Annotated in this window: 16 protein-coding genes; 6 read left to right on the top strand and 10 right to left on the bottom strand. The window is 64.6% G+C overall.

The window, feature by feature from the left end; translation table 11 throughout:
• Positions 1–181: 181 nt before the first annotated feature.
• Entirely contained in the window at positions 182–1,438 is a 1,257-nt protein-coding gene (locus E1N52_RS14580; RefSeq protein ID WP_133183454.1) for an MFS transporter, read from the bottom strand.
• A 377-nt stretch (positions 1,439–1,815) separates the two neighbouring features.
• On the opposite strand from E1N52_RS14580, the gene E1N52_RS14575 reads away from it, so the two are divergent.
• Complete coding sequence (locus E1N52_RS14575; protein ID WP_133183453.1) at positions 1,816–2,502, top strand: orotate phosphoribosyltransferase; 687 nt, start codon at positions 1,816–1,818, stop codon at positions 2,500–2,502.
• A gap of 94 nt (positions 2,503–2,596) precedes the next feature.
• On the opposite strand, the gene E1N52_RS14570 is transcribed toward E1N52_RS14575, so the two are convergent.
• Positions 2,597–3,304 carry a response regulator gene (locus E1N52_RS14570; protein WP_133183452.1) on the bottom strand — a complete coding sequence of 236 codons (708 nt, stop codon included), beginning with the start codon at positions 3,302–3,304 and terminating at the stop codon, positions 2,597–2,599.
• 334 nt (positions 3,305–3,638) lie between these two features.
• Here E1N52_RS14570 and E1N52_RS14565 point away from each other — a divergent pair, with 334 nt between their 5' ends.
• Together E1N52_RS14565 and argC are read left to right on the top strand one after the other, a co-directional pair.
• A complete protein-coding gene (locus tag E1N52_RS14565; RefSeq protein WP_246089069.1) occupies positions 3,639–4,163 on the top strand; it encodes a YbhB/YbcL family Raf kinase inhibitor-like protein in 525 nt (174 codons plus the stop codon).
• A gap of 159 nt (positions 4,164–4,322) precedes the next feature.
• Positions 4,323–5,270 (top strand): N-acetyl-gamma-glutamyl-phosphate reductase, encoded by a 948-nt coding sequence (gene argC / locus E1N52_RS14560; protein ID WP_133183451.1) that lies wholly within the window; start codon positions 4,323–4,325, stop codon positions 5,268–5,270.
• Positions 5,271–5,515: 245 nt separating this feature from the next.
• On the opposite strand, the gene E1N52_RS14555 is transcribed toward argC, so the two are convergent.
• On the bottom strand, positions 5,516–5,881 hold the full coding sequence (locus E1N52_RS14555; RefSeq protein WP_165979382.1) for a response regulator: 366 nt from the start codon (positions 5,879–5,881) through the stop codon (positions 5,516–5,518).
• Between the two features lie 266 nt (positions 5,882–6,147).
• Complete coding sequence (locus E1N52_RS14550; RefSeq protein WP_133183449.1) at positions 6,148–7,020, bottom strand: NAD(P)-dependent oxidoreductase; 873 nt, start codon at positions 7,018–7,020, stop codon at positions 6,148–6,150.
• 138 nt (positions 7,021–7,158) lie between these two features.
• On the opposite strand from E1N52_RS14550, the gene E1N52_RS14545 reads away from it, so the two are divergent.
• A complete protein-coding gene (locus tag E1N52_RS14545; protein ID WP_133183448.1) occupies positions 7,159–7,977 on the top strand; it encodes a Mut7-C RNAse domain-containing protein in 819 nt (272 codons plus the stop codon).
• 117 nt (positions 7,978–8,094) lie between these two features.
• Complete coding sequence (locus E1N52_RS14540; RefSeq protein ID WP_133183447.1) at positions 8,095–8,379, top strand: hypothetical protein; 285 nt, start codon at positions 8,095–8,097, stop codon at positions 8,377–8,379.
• 74 nt (positions 8,380–8,453) lie between these two features.
• Here the strand turns inward: E1N52_RS14540 and E1N52_RS14535 are convergent, their stop codons facing one another.
• Entirely contained in the window at positions 8,454–8,675 is a 222-nt protein-coding gene (locus E1N52_RS14535; protein ID WP_028203426.1) for a hypothetical protein, read from the bottom strand.
• 429 nt (positions 8,676–9,104) lie between these two features.
• Between E1N52_RS14535 and E1N52_RS14530 the strand changes: the two genes are divergently transcribed.
• Positions 9,105–10,070 carry a DMT family transporter gene (locus E1N52_RS14530; RefSeq protein ID WP_246089061.1) on the top strand — a complete coding sequence of 322 codons (966 nt, stop codon included), beginning with the start codon at positions 9,105–9,107 and terminating at the stop codon, positions 10,068–10,070.
• A 444-nt stretch (positions 10,071–10,514) separates the two neighbouring features.
• On the opposite strand, the gene E1N52_RS14525 is transcribed toward E1N52_RS14530, so the two are convergent.
• The 5 genes from E1N52_RS14525 to ttcA all read right to left on the bottom strand — a co-directional run bounded on the left by E1N52_RS14525 (position 10,515) and on the right by ttcA (position 16,607).
• Positions 10,515–11,015, bottom strand: a complete 501-nt coding sequence (locus E1N52_RS14525) for a CinA family protein (protein WP_165979381.1) — start codon at positions 11,013–11,015, stop codon at positions 10,515–10,517.
• Between the two features lie 117 nt (positions 11,016–11,132).
• Positions 11,133–11,900, bottom strand: coding sequence for an SIR2 family NAD-dependent protein deacylase (locus E1N52_RS14520; RefSeq protein ID WP_246089060.1), 768 nt, complete (start codon positions 11,898–11,900; stop codon positions 11,133–11,135).
• 268 nt (positions 11,901–12,168) lie between these two features.
• The gene (gene glmS / locus E1N52_RS14515) at positions 12,169–13,995 is read right to left on the bottom strand and encodes a glutamine--fructose-6-phosphate transaminase (isomerizing) (protein ID WP_133183445.1); all 1,827 of its coding nucleotides are present in this window, start codon (positions 13,993–13,995) and stop codon (positions 12,169–12,171) included.
• A gap of 77 nt (positions 13,996–14,072) precedes the next feature.
• A complete protein-coding gene (gene glmU / locus E1N52_RS14510) occupies positions 14,073–15,434 on the bottom strand; it encodes a bifunctional UDP-N-acetylglucosamine diphosphorylase/glucosamine-1-phosphate N-acetyltransferase GlmU (protein WP_133183444.1) in 1,362 nt (453 codons plus the stop codon).
• A 201-nt stretch (positions 15,435–15,635) separates the two neighbouring features.
• Positions 15,636–16,607: a tRNA 2-thiocytidine(32) synthetase TtcA gene (gene ttcA / locus E1N52_RS14505; RefSeq protein ID WP_133183443.1), complete on the bottom strand. Its 972-nt coding sequence runs from the start codon at positions 16,605–16,607 to the stop codon at positions 15,636–15,638.
• Positions 16,608–16,609 lie beyond the last annotated feature (2 nt).

The raw sequence follows: 16,609 nt of genomic DNA, 5'->3' as shown, positions 1-16,609 counted from the left end.
AGACGTGAGAGAGAGAATCTTTTATGGTCGTAGGCCCGCCGGTTCGCACGGCACGAGCGTTCCAGCAGGGCCGATTAGTGTACACCTGGCGCCGTTCGCGTCCACGTGGGTCAAAGACTGATACCGGGAATTCGCGCGGCCGATAATGTGGCCGCGCTTTTGTCTGACCGATGCGCGCCGATTACTCGAGCGCCGCGCCGCGGCGTTCGGGAATCAGGAAGAGGGTCGCGAGAATGTCGAGCACGTAGATGGCGGCGAGCATGCCGAGCGCCACCGTGAAGGAATAGCGCGCGGCAAGCGCTCCCACGGCGAGCGGCCCGAACCCGCCCACGGCGCGGCCGATGTTGAACAGCACGTTCTGCGCGGTGGCGCGTGCCGCGGTGGGATACAACTCGGAGATGAGCGCGCCATAGCCGCCGATCATGCCGTTGACGAACACGCCCATTGCCGCGCCGCCGATCAAGAGCGCGAACGGCGTGGAAAGCTGCGCGTAGACGAACACCATGACCACGGCGCCCGCCTGATAGAACAGGAACGCGGGCCGGCGGCCGAACCGGTCGGCTGCAATGCCGAAAAGCCAGATGCCGAGCGCCATGCCGGCAACCGTCGCGGCGGTCCACAGCCCCGACTTCGTGAGCGAATAGCCGAAGGACTTCGAAAGGTACGCGGGCAGCCAGATCATCAGCCCGTAGTAGCCGAAGTTCTGCACCGAGCACAGCACTGCGACGCCAAGGCTCGCGCGCGCGGTGCGCGCATCGGCCACGAGCATGCGCAGGGCGCGGGGGCGCTCGGCCCTGGCGGCAGCGGCCATGCGCTGCGCATGCGCGACGAAAAGCTCGGGCTCCTCCACGCGCCGCCGCACCACGAACGAAACGACCGCCGGCAGCAGGCCGATCGCGAACATGCCGCGCCAGCCGATCAGCGGGAGCAGCAGCGGCGTGAGCAGCGCCGCGGCCAGCACGCCCAGCTGCCAGCCGAGCCCGACGTACGACGACGCCCGCGCGCGCAGCTGCGCGGGCCACGCCTCGGCAACGAGCGCCATGCCAATGCCGAACTCGCCGCCCAGCCCGATGCCCGCGATCGTGCGGTAGACGAGCAAGTCGCCGTAGCCGCGCGCCAGCGCGCACATGCCGGTGAAGACGGCGAACAGCAGAATGGTCCACGTGAGCACGCGCACGCGACCGTAGCGGTCGCTCAACAGCCCGAACACGATCCCGCCCACCACCGCGCCGACGAGCGTCCATGTGACGAGCGCGCCCGCCTGCGCACCGGAGAGATGCAAATCGGCGCTGATCGCGGGCAACATGAAGCCGAGCATCAGCAAATCGAAGCCGTCCATGGCGTAGCCGAGCACCGAGGCGACGAGCGCACGCATGGCGTGGCCGCGCGTGGCGGCGGCTGGGCTGGCAGTGGCGCCAGGCGGAGAAACGGCGGTCATGTGGGCAATCCTGAGTAACGCGTGCGCACGGGGAGCGCAAACCGGCGTGAGTGTAAAGGCGTGGCCGGGCCGTCACAACCGCGACGGCAACCGCCCGAACCGCAGTGCCGCAAGCGTTCGCGCCCCACATCGCTGTCGGCGCTTGCCCGTGCGACTCGTCGGCAGTCGTCAAGTCGGGTAAAATACCGGCCTACGCGCGCAAGAGAAGCCGTCCGGACCGGGCGAGTCGCCTTGACCCCATGCAGTGAGAAGGTCAGACGATCCACGCCTCCGGGCCGCGCACCGCAGACGCCGAAGCCACGCTTCGCGCCCGCCGTGCCAGCGCCACCGGGCCATGCGCCCACCCTCCTCCCGCACTCATATCCAAGGATTCGCCCATGACAGGCTACGATCGCCAGACGATCTCGGACGCAACCGCGAAAATGCTGCTCGAAGTGAAGGCCGTGCACTTCAACGCCGAAAAGCCCTTCATCTTCACTTCCGGCTGGGCGAGCCCGGTCTATATCGACTGCCGCAAGCTGATCTCGTATCCGCGCGTGCGTCGCGGCCTGATGGAAATGGCCGAAGCCACGATTCTGCGCGACGTCGGCTACGAGCAGATCGACGCCGTCGCCGGCGGCGAAACCGCGGGCATCCCGTTCGCGGCATGGCTCTCCGACCGCCTGATGGTGCCCATGCAGTACGTGCGCAAGAAGCCGAAGGGTTTCGGCCGCAACGCGCAGATCGAGGGTCTGCTCACCGAAGGCCAGCGCGTGCTGCTCGTCGAAGACCTGACCACCGACAGCCGCAGCAAGATCAACTTCATCAACGCGCTGCGCACGGCCGGCGCGCAGGTGAACCACTGCTTCGTGCTGTTCCACTACAACATCTTCAAGGAAAGCGTCTCGGTCCTGAAGGACATTGACGTCGATCTGCACGCGCTCGCCACGTGGTGGGACGTGCTGCGCGTCGCCAAGCAGTCGGGCTACTTCGAAACGAAGACGCTCGACGAAGTCGAGAAGTTCCTGCACGCACCGGCTGAGTGGTCGGCTGCGCACGGCGGCGCAACGGCGGCACCGCAATAAACGCACGCGCCGCGCAAGCGCTGGCGCATAGCAAAAAAGGCCATCTGCCTCCTGGGCAGATGGCCTTTTTTCTGACCGGTGTAGAGCGGCAGGATCAATGCGCCTTTTCTGCCTCGCCGCCCTGTTCGGGAACATCGCGCGCATGCGAGGAGAGATTGAGCAAGCCATTACTCTGCGCGTACTGGAAAAGTTCGGAGTCGCGATCGAGTCCGAGCTTGCGCATCGCCGTGTTCTTTTGAGTACTAATTGTCTTAATACTGCGGCTCAGCTTCTCGGATATTTCTTTAATCGTCATCCCCGAAACAAAGAGTCGCACGACTTCGAGTTCTCGCTTTGAGAGAATCACTTCATCGGTTTTCCCGCCGCTGTTGATGCGCAATTGCTCGAGCGCAATCTTCACCTGTGGGCTCATATATTCGAGATTGCGGCTCACATGCTGCACCGCGAGACCGATGTGGCTCAGGTCATCGGATTTGTGCACCACCGCAATCACGCCGAGTTCGCGGAGGCGTTTGAGCAGCGCGGCATTTTCGAGCATCGTGAGGACAACGATGGGAACGTTCGGGAAGTTGCGCCGCAGGTAGCCGATGAGCGGCAAACCGTCGCCGTACTGGCCGCCCGGCATGGCAAGGTCCGTCACCAGCACGTCGCAGGAAACCGTTTGCAGCGCCTTGACAAGGTCAGTGGACTGGCGGGCGCGGCCAACGACCTGGATCCCGGGAAAGTTGAGCAGTGCATGTTCCGCACCAAACAAGATCACCGGATGATCGTCGGCGACTACGACCCTGATTGGTTGCTGCATTACCCCTCCATTTACGCAAACCCGCTTGTTTCTCCGGCGCGCGCGCCAGTCGATATTTCGCGTCTCGTTTCTGGCGTCTGACAGCTCCAGGTGCCTGGCCAGGAGAATATATGACTATAACGGACCTCCCGCGCACTCGGTACGCACCCAGGCGAAAGCTCGCTCGTTTAGCCGGTATATTGGTTCAAATTCGGACTTGGGAACAAAACAAACCTTTCCTTCAGGACGACGTGGCCAGAATTTCACAAACATACAGGAGAACTCGCTGATGCGTACTCCATATGACTTTCAGCCTGGTTGCATGCGCCGTGCACGCGTATTCGCGTGGCTCGCGATGGCAAGTGTCGTGACGACAGTCAACTTAGCCTGCGCAGGCGAAAAATTCACGGTATCGAGCGCCGATTTCAACGATGGCGGAAAAATCGGCCCGCGCCAGGTTTTCAACGATGCGGGATGCAGTGGGCCGAACCAATCACCAAGTTTGACCTGGCGCAATGCTCCTGCAGATACGCGCAGTTTCGCCATTACGATCTTCGATCGCGACGCGCCGGGACGCGGCTGGTGGCACTGGGCCGTCGCGAATATTCCGGCCGGCGTCACGAGCCTGCCGGAGAACGCCAGCGCCACGGGAGCGCTGCGCAAGCTCGGCGCGATCGAAGCGCGCAACGACTTCAACATCGACGGCTATGGTGGACCGTGCCCGCCGCCGGGCAATTCCCATCGCTACGTCGTCACCGTCTACGCGCTGCGCATCGATACGCTCCCGCTCGCGCAAGGCCGCCCTGCCGCGCTGTTCGATCGCGAGATCAGCGGCTCGACGCTCGGAAGCGCACAAATCACTGTGACGTACGGCCGCTGACGGGGAGCGGCCGCGCGGCGAGCGCCTGAGCCCTTACGGGTAAGCCCCGATTTTTTTCCGGACGCGTTCACACGCGCGTCCGCATGACGTCTTAAAATACCGTTCCAGCATCGCCTTGGGTGATGGCGCCCCCCAATCCCCGCGTTCAGAGAGACTGAGATGAGCACGAAAGTTTTTGTCGACGGACAGGAAGGCACGACCGGCCTGAAGATTTTTGAATACCTGTCGCCGCGCGCCGACGTCGAGATCCTGCGTATCGACGATGCGAAGCGCAAGGACGTCGAAGAACGCCGCCGTCTCATCAACGCTTCGGACGTGACGTTCCTGTGCCTGCCCGACGTCGCCTCGCGCGAGTCGGCCTCGCTCGTCGAGAACGATCGCACCGTGCTGATCGACGCGAGCACGGCTTTCCGCACCCAGGCTGACTGGGCCTACGGCCTGCCCGAGCTGACCAAAGCCCAACGCGACAAGGTGCGCAAATCGAAGCGCATCGCGGTGCCCGGTTGCCACGCTTCGGCGTTCATTCTCGCCATGCGTCCGCTCGTCGAAGCAGGCCTCGTTGCGCCGGACTTCGCCGCGCACAGCTACTCGCTCACCGGCTACAGCGGCGGCGGCAAGAAGATGATTGCGGAGTACGAAGCAGGCGGCAACGCGAAGCTCGCGAGCCCGCGCCCGTACGCACTCGGTCTCACGCACAAGCATTTGCCGGAAATGGCGGTGCACGGCGGCCTGAAGTCGGCGCCGGTGTTCACGCCGATCGTCGGGCCGTTCTACAAGGGGCTCGCTGTCACGACGTATTTTTCGCCGAAGCAGCTCACGCGCGGCGCCAAGCCGCAAGACGTGCAGGCGCTCTTCGCCGAGTACTACGCGGGCGAGCAGTTCGTGCGTGTTGCGCCGTTCAACGCCGATGAGAACCTCGACGCCGGCATGTTCGACGTTCAGGCGAACAACGACACGAACCGTGTCGACCTGTTCGTGTTCGGCAACGACGAGCAGTTCGTCACCGTTGCCCGCCTCGACAATCTGGGCAAGGGCGCCTCGGGCGCGGCGATCCAGTGCATGAACCTCGCGATTGGCGCGGCTGAAGATACCGGCCTGCATGCCTGAAGCATGCGCGACTTGCCGCGCAAACAAAAAAACCGGCTCGCTGAGCCGGTTTTTTTTCGCCCCTACACCGTGCACTGCGCCGATGCGAAAGCTATGGACGAAAAAAAGCCCGCCAATGTTTGGCGGGCTGAATCCATATCAGAGGAGACATGGAGGAGACAAGAACCATTGTATCGACTAGCGTGATGCAATGCAACATGTAAAGTAGTGCGCACCCTGAATGTTGCTTTAAAACAACATAGCCGTCATTGTCCTGTCATCGACAGGATGAACATCAACTGATCGAGTCCCACTGGCCGCACCAGATGCACGTCGAAGCCCGCCGCAAGCGCCTCGTCGCGGTGGCGCGATTCGCCCCAGCCGGCGAGCGCGATCAGCAGCGGCACGCGTTCGCCGCTGACCGCGCGCAAGTGCTGCACGATCGCTCCGGGCTCGTCCTGCGCGAGCGAAAGCGCCACGATCGCCACATCGGGCGCGCCGCGCGCGGCAAGGTCGAGCGCCTCGTCGAGCGTGCGTGCCACAGATACGCCGTAACCAAGATCGGTCAGCAAGTTGCTGAGCCCGTCCAGCGACTTCTCGTCGGTATCGGCGATCAGGATGCGCGTCTCCATCCGCCGTTCTCCTACCCTGAAATTGGCCACGCAGTCAGATGCCCTGCTGGATCTGGTGCGTGCCCTGTCGTCGTCATCGGTTCCCCGTCCCCACATCGCGGGAGGCGGCGCCAAGCCGGCCGCCGTCCATCGCAATGCGCCACATTGTGCTCAGCCGCCCTCGGGTTCTTTGTGCGTCACCGAGCGGTTGTCTGAAGATTTTGATCGCAAAACGCCTGCAAACGTTCGCCGCGCCTCATTGCGCCCCTTCATTTCACGCAGACTCGTCAGCCGCGGCCCGCGCGCCGTGCGGCCACCTTGCCGAGCACGGCGAAATCGGAATCACCGTCGCCGTGCGCCACAGCTTCGAGCAGACTGTCGCGCAGCACGCTCGCGAGCGGCATCGGCGTCGCGGCGGCATCGGCAGCCGCCAGCGCGAGCCGCACGTCCTTCAGGCCGAGGCGCGCCTTGAAGAGCGCGGGCTCGTAGCGCCGCTCCGCGATCATGCCGCCATAGCCCGCATACACCGGGCCCGGAAACGGGCCGCCCGTCACGACGTCAAGGAAGTCGCGCATCGCGACGCCGTAGCCGTCGAGCAGCGCCGCCGCTTCGCCGAGCGACTCGACGGCCGAAGCCAGCATGAAGTTCGCGGCGAGCTTCATCACGTTTGCCTGCTGCGGCACTGCGCCGACGCGCCATGTCTTCTGGCCGATCACGTCGAATAGCGGCTGCACGCGGTCGATCGCCTCCGACGCCCCTGCCGCCATGATCGTGAGCTTCGCCGCCTGCGCGGCGTCCGGGCGCCCGAGCACCGGCGCCGCCACGTAGTGCAAGCCACGCCCGGCATGGGCCTGTGCCAGCGCTTCGGCCAGTGCGACGGAAATGGTCGCCATGTTCACGTGCACGAGGCCTTGAGGCGCATGGTCGAGCAGCGTCGCGTCGATGACTTCGCGCAGCGCAGCGTCATCGGCGAGCATCGAGAACACGGCGTCGCCGGCAAAGGCCTCGCCCGGCGTGCCGACGATGCGCGCGCCCGCGTCGGCAAGCGCCTGCGCCTTCGCGGCCGTGCGGTTCCACACGCGCACCGTGTGGCCTGCCTTCAGCAGATTGGAGACGATCGCGCCGCCCATTTCGCCAAGACCGATAAATCCGATGTCCATCGCCTGCTCCTTCCAAGAAAAACGAGGGGAAACCCGGAGGAAAGGTGCAGTACAGCACAAGACGGGCCGCGCTGCAGGCGGGCTCTCAGGCCGCGCGAACGCGCGCGCGCTCTGGCAGGCGGTGCGATACTGCTTTGCATGGTCACCGCCACCTTCCGCTTTTACGAGGAGCTGAACGACTTTCTTGCGCGGCCGCTGCGCCGGCGTGCGTTCAGTTGCGCCTGCGCGCGCAACGCCACGACGAAACACATGATCGAAGCGCTCGGTGTGCCGCACACGGAAGTCGAGCTGATCCTCGTGAATGGCGAATCGGTGGGTTTCGACCATCCGCTCGCGGACGGTGACCGTGTGGCCGTCTACCCGAAGTTCGAGGCGCTCGACATCCGGCCGCTGCTGCGCGTGCGCGACGCGCCGCTGCGCGAACTGCGCTTCGTCGCCGACGCGCATCTGGGCGGCCTCGCGCAACTCCTGCGGCTGGCCGGTTTCGATACGCTCTACGACAACCACTACCCCGATGACGAGATCGAGGCGCTCGCCGCCGCCGAACACCGCATCGTCCTCACGCGCGACCGCGAGCTGCTCAAGCGGCGCAGCATCACGCACGGCTGCTACGTGCGCGCGCTCAAGCCGCGCGCCCAGGTCCACGAGATTTTCGAGCGGCTCGACCTCGCGGCGAGTGCGCGGCCGTTCCGGCTCTGCCTCATGTGCAACGCGCCGCTGCGGCCGATCGAGCGCGCCGCGGTGCGCGAGCGCGTGCCCACGGGCGTCTATGACCGGCAGACGCGCTTCGTGACGTGCGACGTCTGCCGGCGGGTGTTCTGGGAAGGCTCGCACTGGCAGCGCATGCGCACGCTGATCGACGGCCTCACGTGTCCAACGGACGAGGCGCACGCGACACATAGCCGGCACGAGCGCCACAACGGACATGAGGGACCGGATCGCGGCGGCGGCACGTAGTGGTCTTCACGGGTACTCGATGCGGCTGCATGGCGCTCAGGAAGCCAGCCGCCGCGATGGACGCACGCAGGCGTTTGCGTACAATGCGCGCCACCGCCCAACACCGGAGCACGACATATGGCCATGAAGAAAACCGACCTTGAGAAGAACAAGGCACTGAAACTGATGCAAGCGACGCACAAGAGCGGGCCCGACCGTTTCGGCAAGGCGTCGGCGCAACCGGCGCTGGACCGCCGCGAGCAGCGCAAGCTGGACCAGGCGCAAGGGCTCGTGCCGTTCGCGTGCAAGCTGAACGCCGAACTCGTCGAGAAGCTGAAGGCGCGCGCCGAGGGTCACCCGGGCGGCGTGAGCGGCCTGCTCACGGAACTGCTCGAGGCCGCGCTCGCGCACGACGCGTCCTGAGCGCTCATCCGCGGCGAATGCGCAAAAAAAAGCCAGAGCAGATGCTCTGGCTTTTTTTACGGCTGAAGGGCGCTTTAGTTTGCCTGGCCCTTGTCTGCCGTACCGGCGGCCGATGCGCCTTCCGACACAGCGGCACGCTTGCCGTGATGCTTGAGTTGCTTGTGTTGCTTCTTGGCCTTTGCCGGCGCGCTGGCTGCCGGTGCGGTTGCAGCGGGAGCCGAAGCGTCTTGTGCGAATGCCGAAGCCGTAACCAGTGCGAACGATGCTGCGATGAGCGAGGCGAGAATCTTTTTCATCTGTTGTTCCCCAAAACCTGACAAATAATGACCGGCACGTTGTGAATTAGAACAGCGTGAAACCCGCAAAACGATCCGCTTGCCGATCTAGGCGGGCGTTTCGCGCGAAGCAGTATTACGCAGCGTAGGGCGTTTGTCATCCGCTAATGCCCGGGTGTATTTTCCGGGAGACAATTCCCTTTCAATTCGGATACGATCGGCATTTACGCGTTCGTTTTCCGGAAGTTCGTTGTTTTTTCACGTAATACGCTGAATCGGCCTGCCCCCGTGCAAATTCGGGCCAGATTGATACCCGATTCAGATGCAATCGCGAGAAAAATGGGGCAACCCGCCCCTTGCGCAACAGGACACCAGGCGGACATTGCGCGCCGCGCGCGCCAACCGTCGAAAACGCTGTCGCGCCCGTTCCCCGCGAAAAGAGATCTCCGCTTGCAATCCGCCACCCGCCGCCACCTGCGCGCCAATCTGCTGATGCTGACCGCCGCCCTCATCTGGGGCTCGGCGTTCGTCGCCCAGCGCCTGAGCCTCGACGCCATCGGCCCGTTCCTGTTCACCGGCCTGCGCTTCCTGCTGGGCGCCGGCGTCGTCTCGGTCTTTTTGCTTGCACGCCGCCGCCCCAGCCGGCGGGGCGCCGGGGACAGCGGCAACGCGGCGGCACCGGCGCTCTTCAACGGCGCGCTGCTGGGCTCGGGCACCGTGCTCGGCCTCGTGCTGGCCGTCGCCATCTCGCTTCAGCAGATCGGGCTCGGCTACACGAAGATCGCCAACGCTGGCTTCATCAGTTCGCTCTATGTCGTAATCGTGCCGATGCTCGGCGTGCTGCTGCGCCATCGCACGGGAATCGCCACATGGCTGGGCGCCGCGCTCGCTGCGGTTGGGCTCTATTTCCTCAGCATCAACGAGCACTTTTCGGTGATGTACGGCGACTGGTACCAGCTCGGCTGCGCGCTCGTGATCTCGATCCAGGTCATGCTTGTGGGCCACTACGCGCCGCGCCATGATCCGCTCGCGCTTTCGATCGTGCAGTTCGTCGCCTGCGGCGTGGTGTGCCTCGCGATCGGGCTCGCGTGCGAACCGCTGCGCGCGGCCGACATCGTGCGCGCCGCGCCCACCATCCTGTATGGCGGCGCGCTTTCGGTCGGCATCGGTTATACGCTGCAGGTCGTCGCGCAGCGCGACGCCGCGCCGGCGCACGCCGCCGTGATCTTCAGCATGGAAGGCGTATTCGCCGCGCTCGCGGGCTGGGCCGCACTCGGCGAATCACTCACGCCGCGCGCATTCGGCGGTTGCGCGCTCATGCTCGCCGGCCTGCTCGCCTGCCAACTGCTGCCGGCCTGGCAAGCGCGCATGCTCGCGAAGCAGCGCGCCGCTACGCAACCTGCCGAAACGGTATAAAAGCGCGCCGTGATTTCCCGGCGTTGATCTCGCGCTCCGCACTGTTTCGATAAATGGCGTCGCTCAAGAGCGACGCCATTTTTTTTGCATGTGGATAACGCGTGATTGCGTCGCGCCGAACCAGGTTATCCACGCCAACCTCTGGACAACCTGGGGACGACCTGGCGAACGACCTGTGGACCACTTCTTGATAACCACGCACCTGGCTTTGCGGCCTCAAAAGTTATCCCAATAGCTCGCAACGCGTACAAGCTTTGTCCGCATGGCTATCCGTTTTGCATCGGTATGAGCCATCAGGCAATTTTCGTGTTGTCCACAGTTAATGCCAGGACTTGTTAACTGCTACTACTTATAAATATAAATACTGAAAAGACTATGGGGAAACACGCGACGCTCGCTGCGCTCGCGTGCTGCGCATTCGCGCAACGTCATTCCACGCTGTGTTTAATCGCGCGTGAGAACACCGTCGACGAATCGCGGCAAGCCGAGCAACGCGCGTCGTGCGATCGATCTGCGGATCTCGCTTCTTCTGCCGGAAAAGCACACCGTCTCGCCCATGCTATGCACCCGGCCGCGTTCGATGCACGCCCACGCGAGGCAATGCGTGACGATTGCACCTGGCTCGTCATGTTCGTCGGCGAGCCAGCCGATGCTCGCCAACGCCACGCTCGCGCGTCCTGCGCTGCGCGCAAGCGCACCTTCGGCGACTTCACGCGCCAAGGCTTCGCTAATGAGGCCGTTGCGCTCGATCGTCTGCGCACTGACGCCGGCCAGCGCTGCAAGCGCCGCTTGCGAATGCGCCACGCAACCGAGATCGAGGCAACCAGCGGCTCCGCGCTGGTCGGCCAGCATCGCGCCGATCGCACCCGCCGTGCCGGTTTCGACACTCACGAGCACGAGCGAGCGCGACTTCAGATAACCGACGATCTGCTTTGCAATGTTCATGACGGCAGCGAATGAATAAGTAAAAAGCGAGTCTCGCACGCATGCGCAATGAAAAAGGGCGTGCCTCCCGAGGAGGCACGCCCTTGCCGAATGCATCGCGTGAAAACATCGTGGCGGCTAGTCGCCCGCCATCATCCGCTCGATGGTCGGCTCGAGATCGAGCAAACCGATGGTCGCGGGCTTGGCCTCGACGACGCCGAAGCATTCCGTGCGCTGTGGCGCCGGATCGACGAGGAAATTGCGCGCGTAATGCCCGCAACGCGCAGGCGGCAAAAGCCGCTCGGGCGGGATCACCTCGAATGCCGTCCCCACGGCGATGAAGAGATCGTCCGGCGTCATGTCGCCCTGAATGCGCCAGAGCGTCTCGTACTCGGGCGCGGCCTCGTTGAAGAACACCACGCCGGGCTTCACGCCCTCCACCTGCCCGCACGACGGACAGGCCGCTTGCGGATCGAGCGCGCGGCCGGACACGGGAAAGCGATAATCGCAGTCGGTGCACAGAAGCGAAATCATGTCGCCGTGCAGATGCGTCACCTGGCGCGCGCCGGCCTGCTCGAGCATGTCGTCGATGTTCTGCGTGACGAGATGCACGCGCTCCGTGCCCCAGGCGTCTTGCCACTTCGCGAGCCGTTCGTGGGCGGCGTTCGGGCGCGCGTCGCCGCATTCGGCGATGCGCTGGTTGTAGAAACGGAACACCGCGGGCCGGTTGCGGCGCCACGTGAGGTAATTGCAGACCTCGTCGATGTTCGCGTGGGACCAGATGCCGTCGCCGGTGCGGAACGTCGAAATGCCGCTTTCCGCAGACAGCCCCGCACCGGAAAACACGAACAGGCGGGGGAGTCTGCCGGACTGACCCGGTTGCCGGGATTGCGCCACGTTTGCCACTTTCGCCTCCTTGATCGAACGGCGACATTATGACCGGCCAGCGGCGTTTCGGCAGAGGTTCGCCTTGGCGGACAGGCGCATGGTCCCGACGAGCGCGTTGTGCGCCCTCAGAGGCGGCGCAGGGCGTCTGATCACCCTTGCCCACGCACCGGTTCGCGGCAGCCGCTTGAGCGGCCTCTCAGTGCCCTCTGCGGCGATCGGCCAATAAAAAAGGGATGCCGCAATGGCATCCCTTTTTTTAACCGGCGCGATCAGCGCGCGAACAACCTCACTCCACCGTCACCGACTTCGCGAGGTTACGCGGCTTGTCCACATCGGTGCCGCGCACGCACGCCGTGTGATACGCGAGCAGTTGCAGCGGCACGACGTGCAGGATCGGCGAGAGCAGCCCGTAGTTTTCCGGCATGCGGATCACGTGGATGCCGTCTTCGCTCGTGATGTGCGTATCGGCATCGGCGAACACGTACAGCTGGCCGCCGCGCGCGCGCACTTCCTGCATGTTCGACTTGAGCTTCTCGAGCAACGCGTCGTTGGGCGCGACCGTCACCACGGGCATCGCCTCGGTTACGAGTGCGAGCGGCCCGTGCTTCAGTTCGCCGGCCGGATACGCCTCGGCGTGGATGTACGAGATTTCCTTGAGCTTGAGCGCGCCTTCGAGCGCGATCGGGTAATGCAGCCCGCGCCCGAGGAACAAGGCGTTTTCCTTGCGCGCGAATTCTTCCGACCACGCGATGATCTGCGGCTCCAGCGCGAGCACGCCGTTGAGCGCGGCCGGCAGGTGGCGCAGCAGTTTCAGGTACGCGGCTTCCTGCTCGGCATTCACATGGCCGCGCAGCTTGCCGAGCGTGACCGCGAGAATGAAGAGGCCGACGAGCTGCGTGGTGAACGCCTTCGTCGACGCGACGCCGATTTCGCGCCCTGCGTGCGTAAGGAACTTGAGCGCGGTGAGCCGCACCATCGCGCTCGTCGCCACGTTGCACACGGCGAGCGTGTGCGCCATGCCGAGCGACTGCGCATGCTTGAGCGCGGCGAGCGTGTCGGCGGTCTCGCCCGACTGCGAGATCGTCACGACGAGCGCGCGCGGATTCGGCACCGACTCGCGATAGCGGTATTCGCTCGCGATCTCGACATCGGTGCGGATCTTCGCCACGGATTCGAGCCAGTACTTCGCCGTGAGGCCAGCGTAATAGCTCGTGCCGCACGCGAGAATCAGAATGCTGTCGATGCCCTTGAACACCTCGCCCGCGTTCTCGCCGAAGAGTTCGGGCGTGAAGGCGTCGGTGGCCGGAATCGTGTCGGAAATCGCGCGCGGCTGCTCGAAGATTTCCTTCTGCATGTAGTGGCGATACGGGCCGAGATCGACCGCGCCGCCGTACGCGCCATAGGCCTGCACGTCGCGTACTTCGCGCGTCACGATATTGCCCGCGCGATCGGCGATGCGCACGCCTTCCAGCGTGATCTCGCACACATCGCCTTCTTCCAGATAGCTGATGTGCTCGGCGCTGCCTGCAATGGCGAGCCCGTCCGACGCGATGAAATTCTCACCCTTGCCGTAGCCCACCACGAGCGGCGAACCGGCTCGCGCGCCGACCACCGTATGCGGCTGGCTCTTGTGCACCACGCCGATCGCATACGCGCCCGCGAGCTGCTGCACGGCTGCGCGCACGGCGGTGAACAAGTCGCCTTGATAAAGGCTGTGGATCAGATGCGCGATGACTTCGGTGTCGGTCTGCGAAACGAATTCGTAGCCCTTCGCGCGCAGCATTTCGCGCAGCGACTCGTAGTTCTCGATGATGCCGTTGTGCACGATCGCGAGCGTGTCGCGCGAGAAGATCGGATGCGCGTTGTTCACCGTGGGCGCGCCGTGCGTGGCCCAGCGCGTATGCGCGATACCGGTCACGCCTTCGAAGTGCGCCTCGCGCACCTGCTCGTCGAGCTCGGCCACGCGCGCCACGCTGCGCACGCGCTGCGGGCCGTCGGCCGTCACGACGGCCACGCCGCACGAGTCGTAGCCGCGATATTCGAGCCGCCGCAGTCCTTCGATCAGGACGGGAACGATGTTACGTTGCGCTACCGCGCCGACGATGCCGCACATGGATTCGATCCTTTGCAATGAGAGGCGTGGGCGCCGCGCGCTTGTCGCGCGAATTGCGGCGCCCGCAATTCAACCGTTCAGTTCTTTTTCTTCACCGGGCGAACGTAGCCGGTTTTCGCGATCTGCGTTTTTTCGTTGAGCGCGAGCGTGGCTTCCGGCACGTCCTTCCACACCGTCGTGCCCGCCGCGATGGTCACGCCGCGGCCCACGCGCACGGGCGCGACGAGCTGCGTATCCGAACCCACGAACACGTTGTCCTCGATGATCGTGCGGTGCTTGTTCGCGCCATCGTAATTGCAGGTGATGGTGCCCGCACCGATGTTCACGCCCGCGCCGATGTCTGCGTCGCCCACGTAGCTCAGGTGATTCGCCTTCGAGCCCACGCCGATGTTCGCGTTCTTCACCTCGACGAAGTTGCCCACGTGAACTTCGTCGGCGAGCTTCGCGCCGGGACGCAGACGCGCATACGGCCCGAGCACCGCGTTCGCACCGACCGCCGCGTTTTCGATATGCGTGTAGGCGTCCACGCGCGTGCCCGCGCCGATCGACGCGCTGCGAATCACGCAGTTCGGGCCCACGCTCACGTTGTCCGCGAGCATCACCTCGCCTTCGAATACGCAGTTCACGTCGATGAACACGTCGCGCCCGCAGGTGAGCGAGCCGCGCACGTCGATGCGCGCCGGGTCTGCGAGCGTCACGCCCGCCACGAGCAGCGCTTCGGCCACGTTGCGCTGATGCACGCGCTCGAGTTCGGCGAGCTGCTGCTTGCTGTTCACGCCGAGCGTTTCCCATTCTGCGTCGGGCTGCGCGGTCACGGCCGGATGACCGGCGGCGATCGCGGCTTCCACGACGTCGGTGAGGTAATACTCGCCCTGCGCGTTGTCGTTCTTCAGCGCGGCGAGCCATCCCGCGAGCGGCGCGGTCGGCGTCACGACGATGCCCGTGTTGATCTCGGCGATCTTGCGCTGCGCTTCGTTCGCGTCCTTCTGCTCGACGATGCGCTCGACCTTGCCTGCTGCATCGCGCACGATGCGGCCATAACCTGTCGGGTCGTCGAGCGTGACGGTGAGGATGCCGTAGCCGTTCTCGCCAGCGGTCTCGACGAGACGCTTGAGCGTCGACGTGCGTGTGAGCGGCACGTCGCCGTAGAGCACGAGCGTGGGCACATTCGCGTCGAGCAGTGGCAACGCCTGCGCGAGCGCGTGGCCCGTGCCGAGCTGCTGCGCCTGCAGCGCGAACTGGACATCGGGTGCGCCGACGGCTTCGCGCACGGCTTCGCCGCCATGGCCGACCACGACGACGAGCCGCGTTGGCGACAGCGTGCGGGCAGTATCGATGACGTGCGAGAGGAGCGGTTTGCCGGCGAGCGGATGGAGCACTTTCGGCAGCGCGGAGTGCATGCGTTTGCCCATGCCTGCCGCGAGGATCACGATGTTCATTGCATCAGTGACTGAATGAGGATGAAGCGGCTGATTTTAGCATGCGGGATATCCCCGACACGCCGGCCGGCCGGGCTCTCGTGCCCCGAAAAACATTGTTTTACAACTGCTTTTCTGCGGATCGACAGGCAGAAGTAAAAAACGCTCCGATGCGGGGTCGGAGCGTTTGAGTCGAACCGCAGAGGCGACCTGAGGGAAGGCTCAAAGATCGTCGAACGGCGTGAACTTGATCGCCGTGCCTTCCGTGGGCGCAGGGTCGGTCGAGCACGGCTCTTCGTCGAACGCGATGTCGCCGGCCGGATCGGCCACGCCCGTCGCGCGCAGGTCCGCGAAGTTGAACAGGTTCGCGTCCATGAGGTGCGAAGGCACGACGTTGCCGAGCGCGTTGAACATGTTCTCGACGCGGCCCGGGAAGCGCTTGTCCCACTCGCGGATCAGCGCCTTCATCTCCGCGCGCTTCAGGTTCGGCTGGCTGCCGCACAGGTTGCACGGAATGATCGGGAATTCGCGCAGCACCGCGTATTTCTCGAGATCGGTTTCCTTCACATAGGCGAGCGGCCGGATCACGACGTTCTTGCCGTCGTCGGACTGCAGCTTGGGCGGCATGCCCTTGAGCTTGCCGCCGTAGAACAGGTTCAGCAGCAGCGTCTGGAGAATGTCGTCGCGATGATGGCCGAGCGCGATCTTGGTCGCGCCCAGTTCGCCCGCCACGCGATACAGAATGCCGCGGCGCAGGCGCGAGCACAGCGAACATGTCGTCTTGCCCTCTGGCACGAGGCGCTTGACGATGCTGTACGTGTCCTGGTTCTCGATGTGGTACGGCACGCCTACCTTGTCGAGATATTCGGGCAGCACGTGCTCCGGAAAGCCCGGCTGCTTCTGGTCGAGGTTCACGGCCACGATGTCGAAGTCGATCGGCGCGCGCTCGCGCAGGCGCAGCAGCACGTCGAGCATCGCGTAGCTGTCTTTGCCGCCCGACAGGCAGACCATGACCTTGTCGCCGTTCTCGATCATGTTGTAGTCGCCGATCGCCTGGCCGACCTGACGCACGATGCGCTTGAACAGCTTGTTGTTCTCGTAGGCTTCCTTCTGCTCGCGGCGCGTGAGCACCTGGCGGCCCGTCTCTTCGGTCGCGGCGTCCTCGCCGACGGGTAGCGTTTCGGGGGCGTTCATGA

Source organism: Paraburkholderia guartelaensis (genome assembly GCF_004353905.1).
Classification (GTDB): Bacteria; Pseudomonadota; Gammaproteobacteria; order Burkholderiales; family Burkholderiaceae; genus Paraburkholderia; species Paraburkholderia guartelaensis.
Note: the sequence above shows the minus strand (reverse complement) of the source record. Positions and strands in the feature narration are given on the sequence as shown.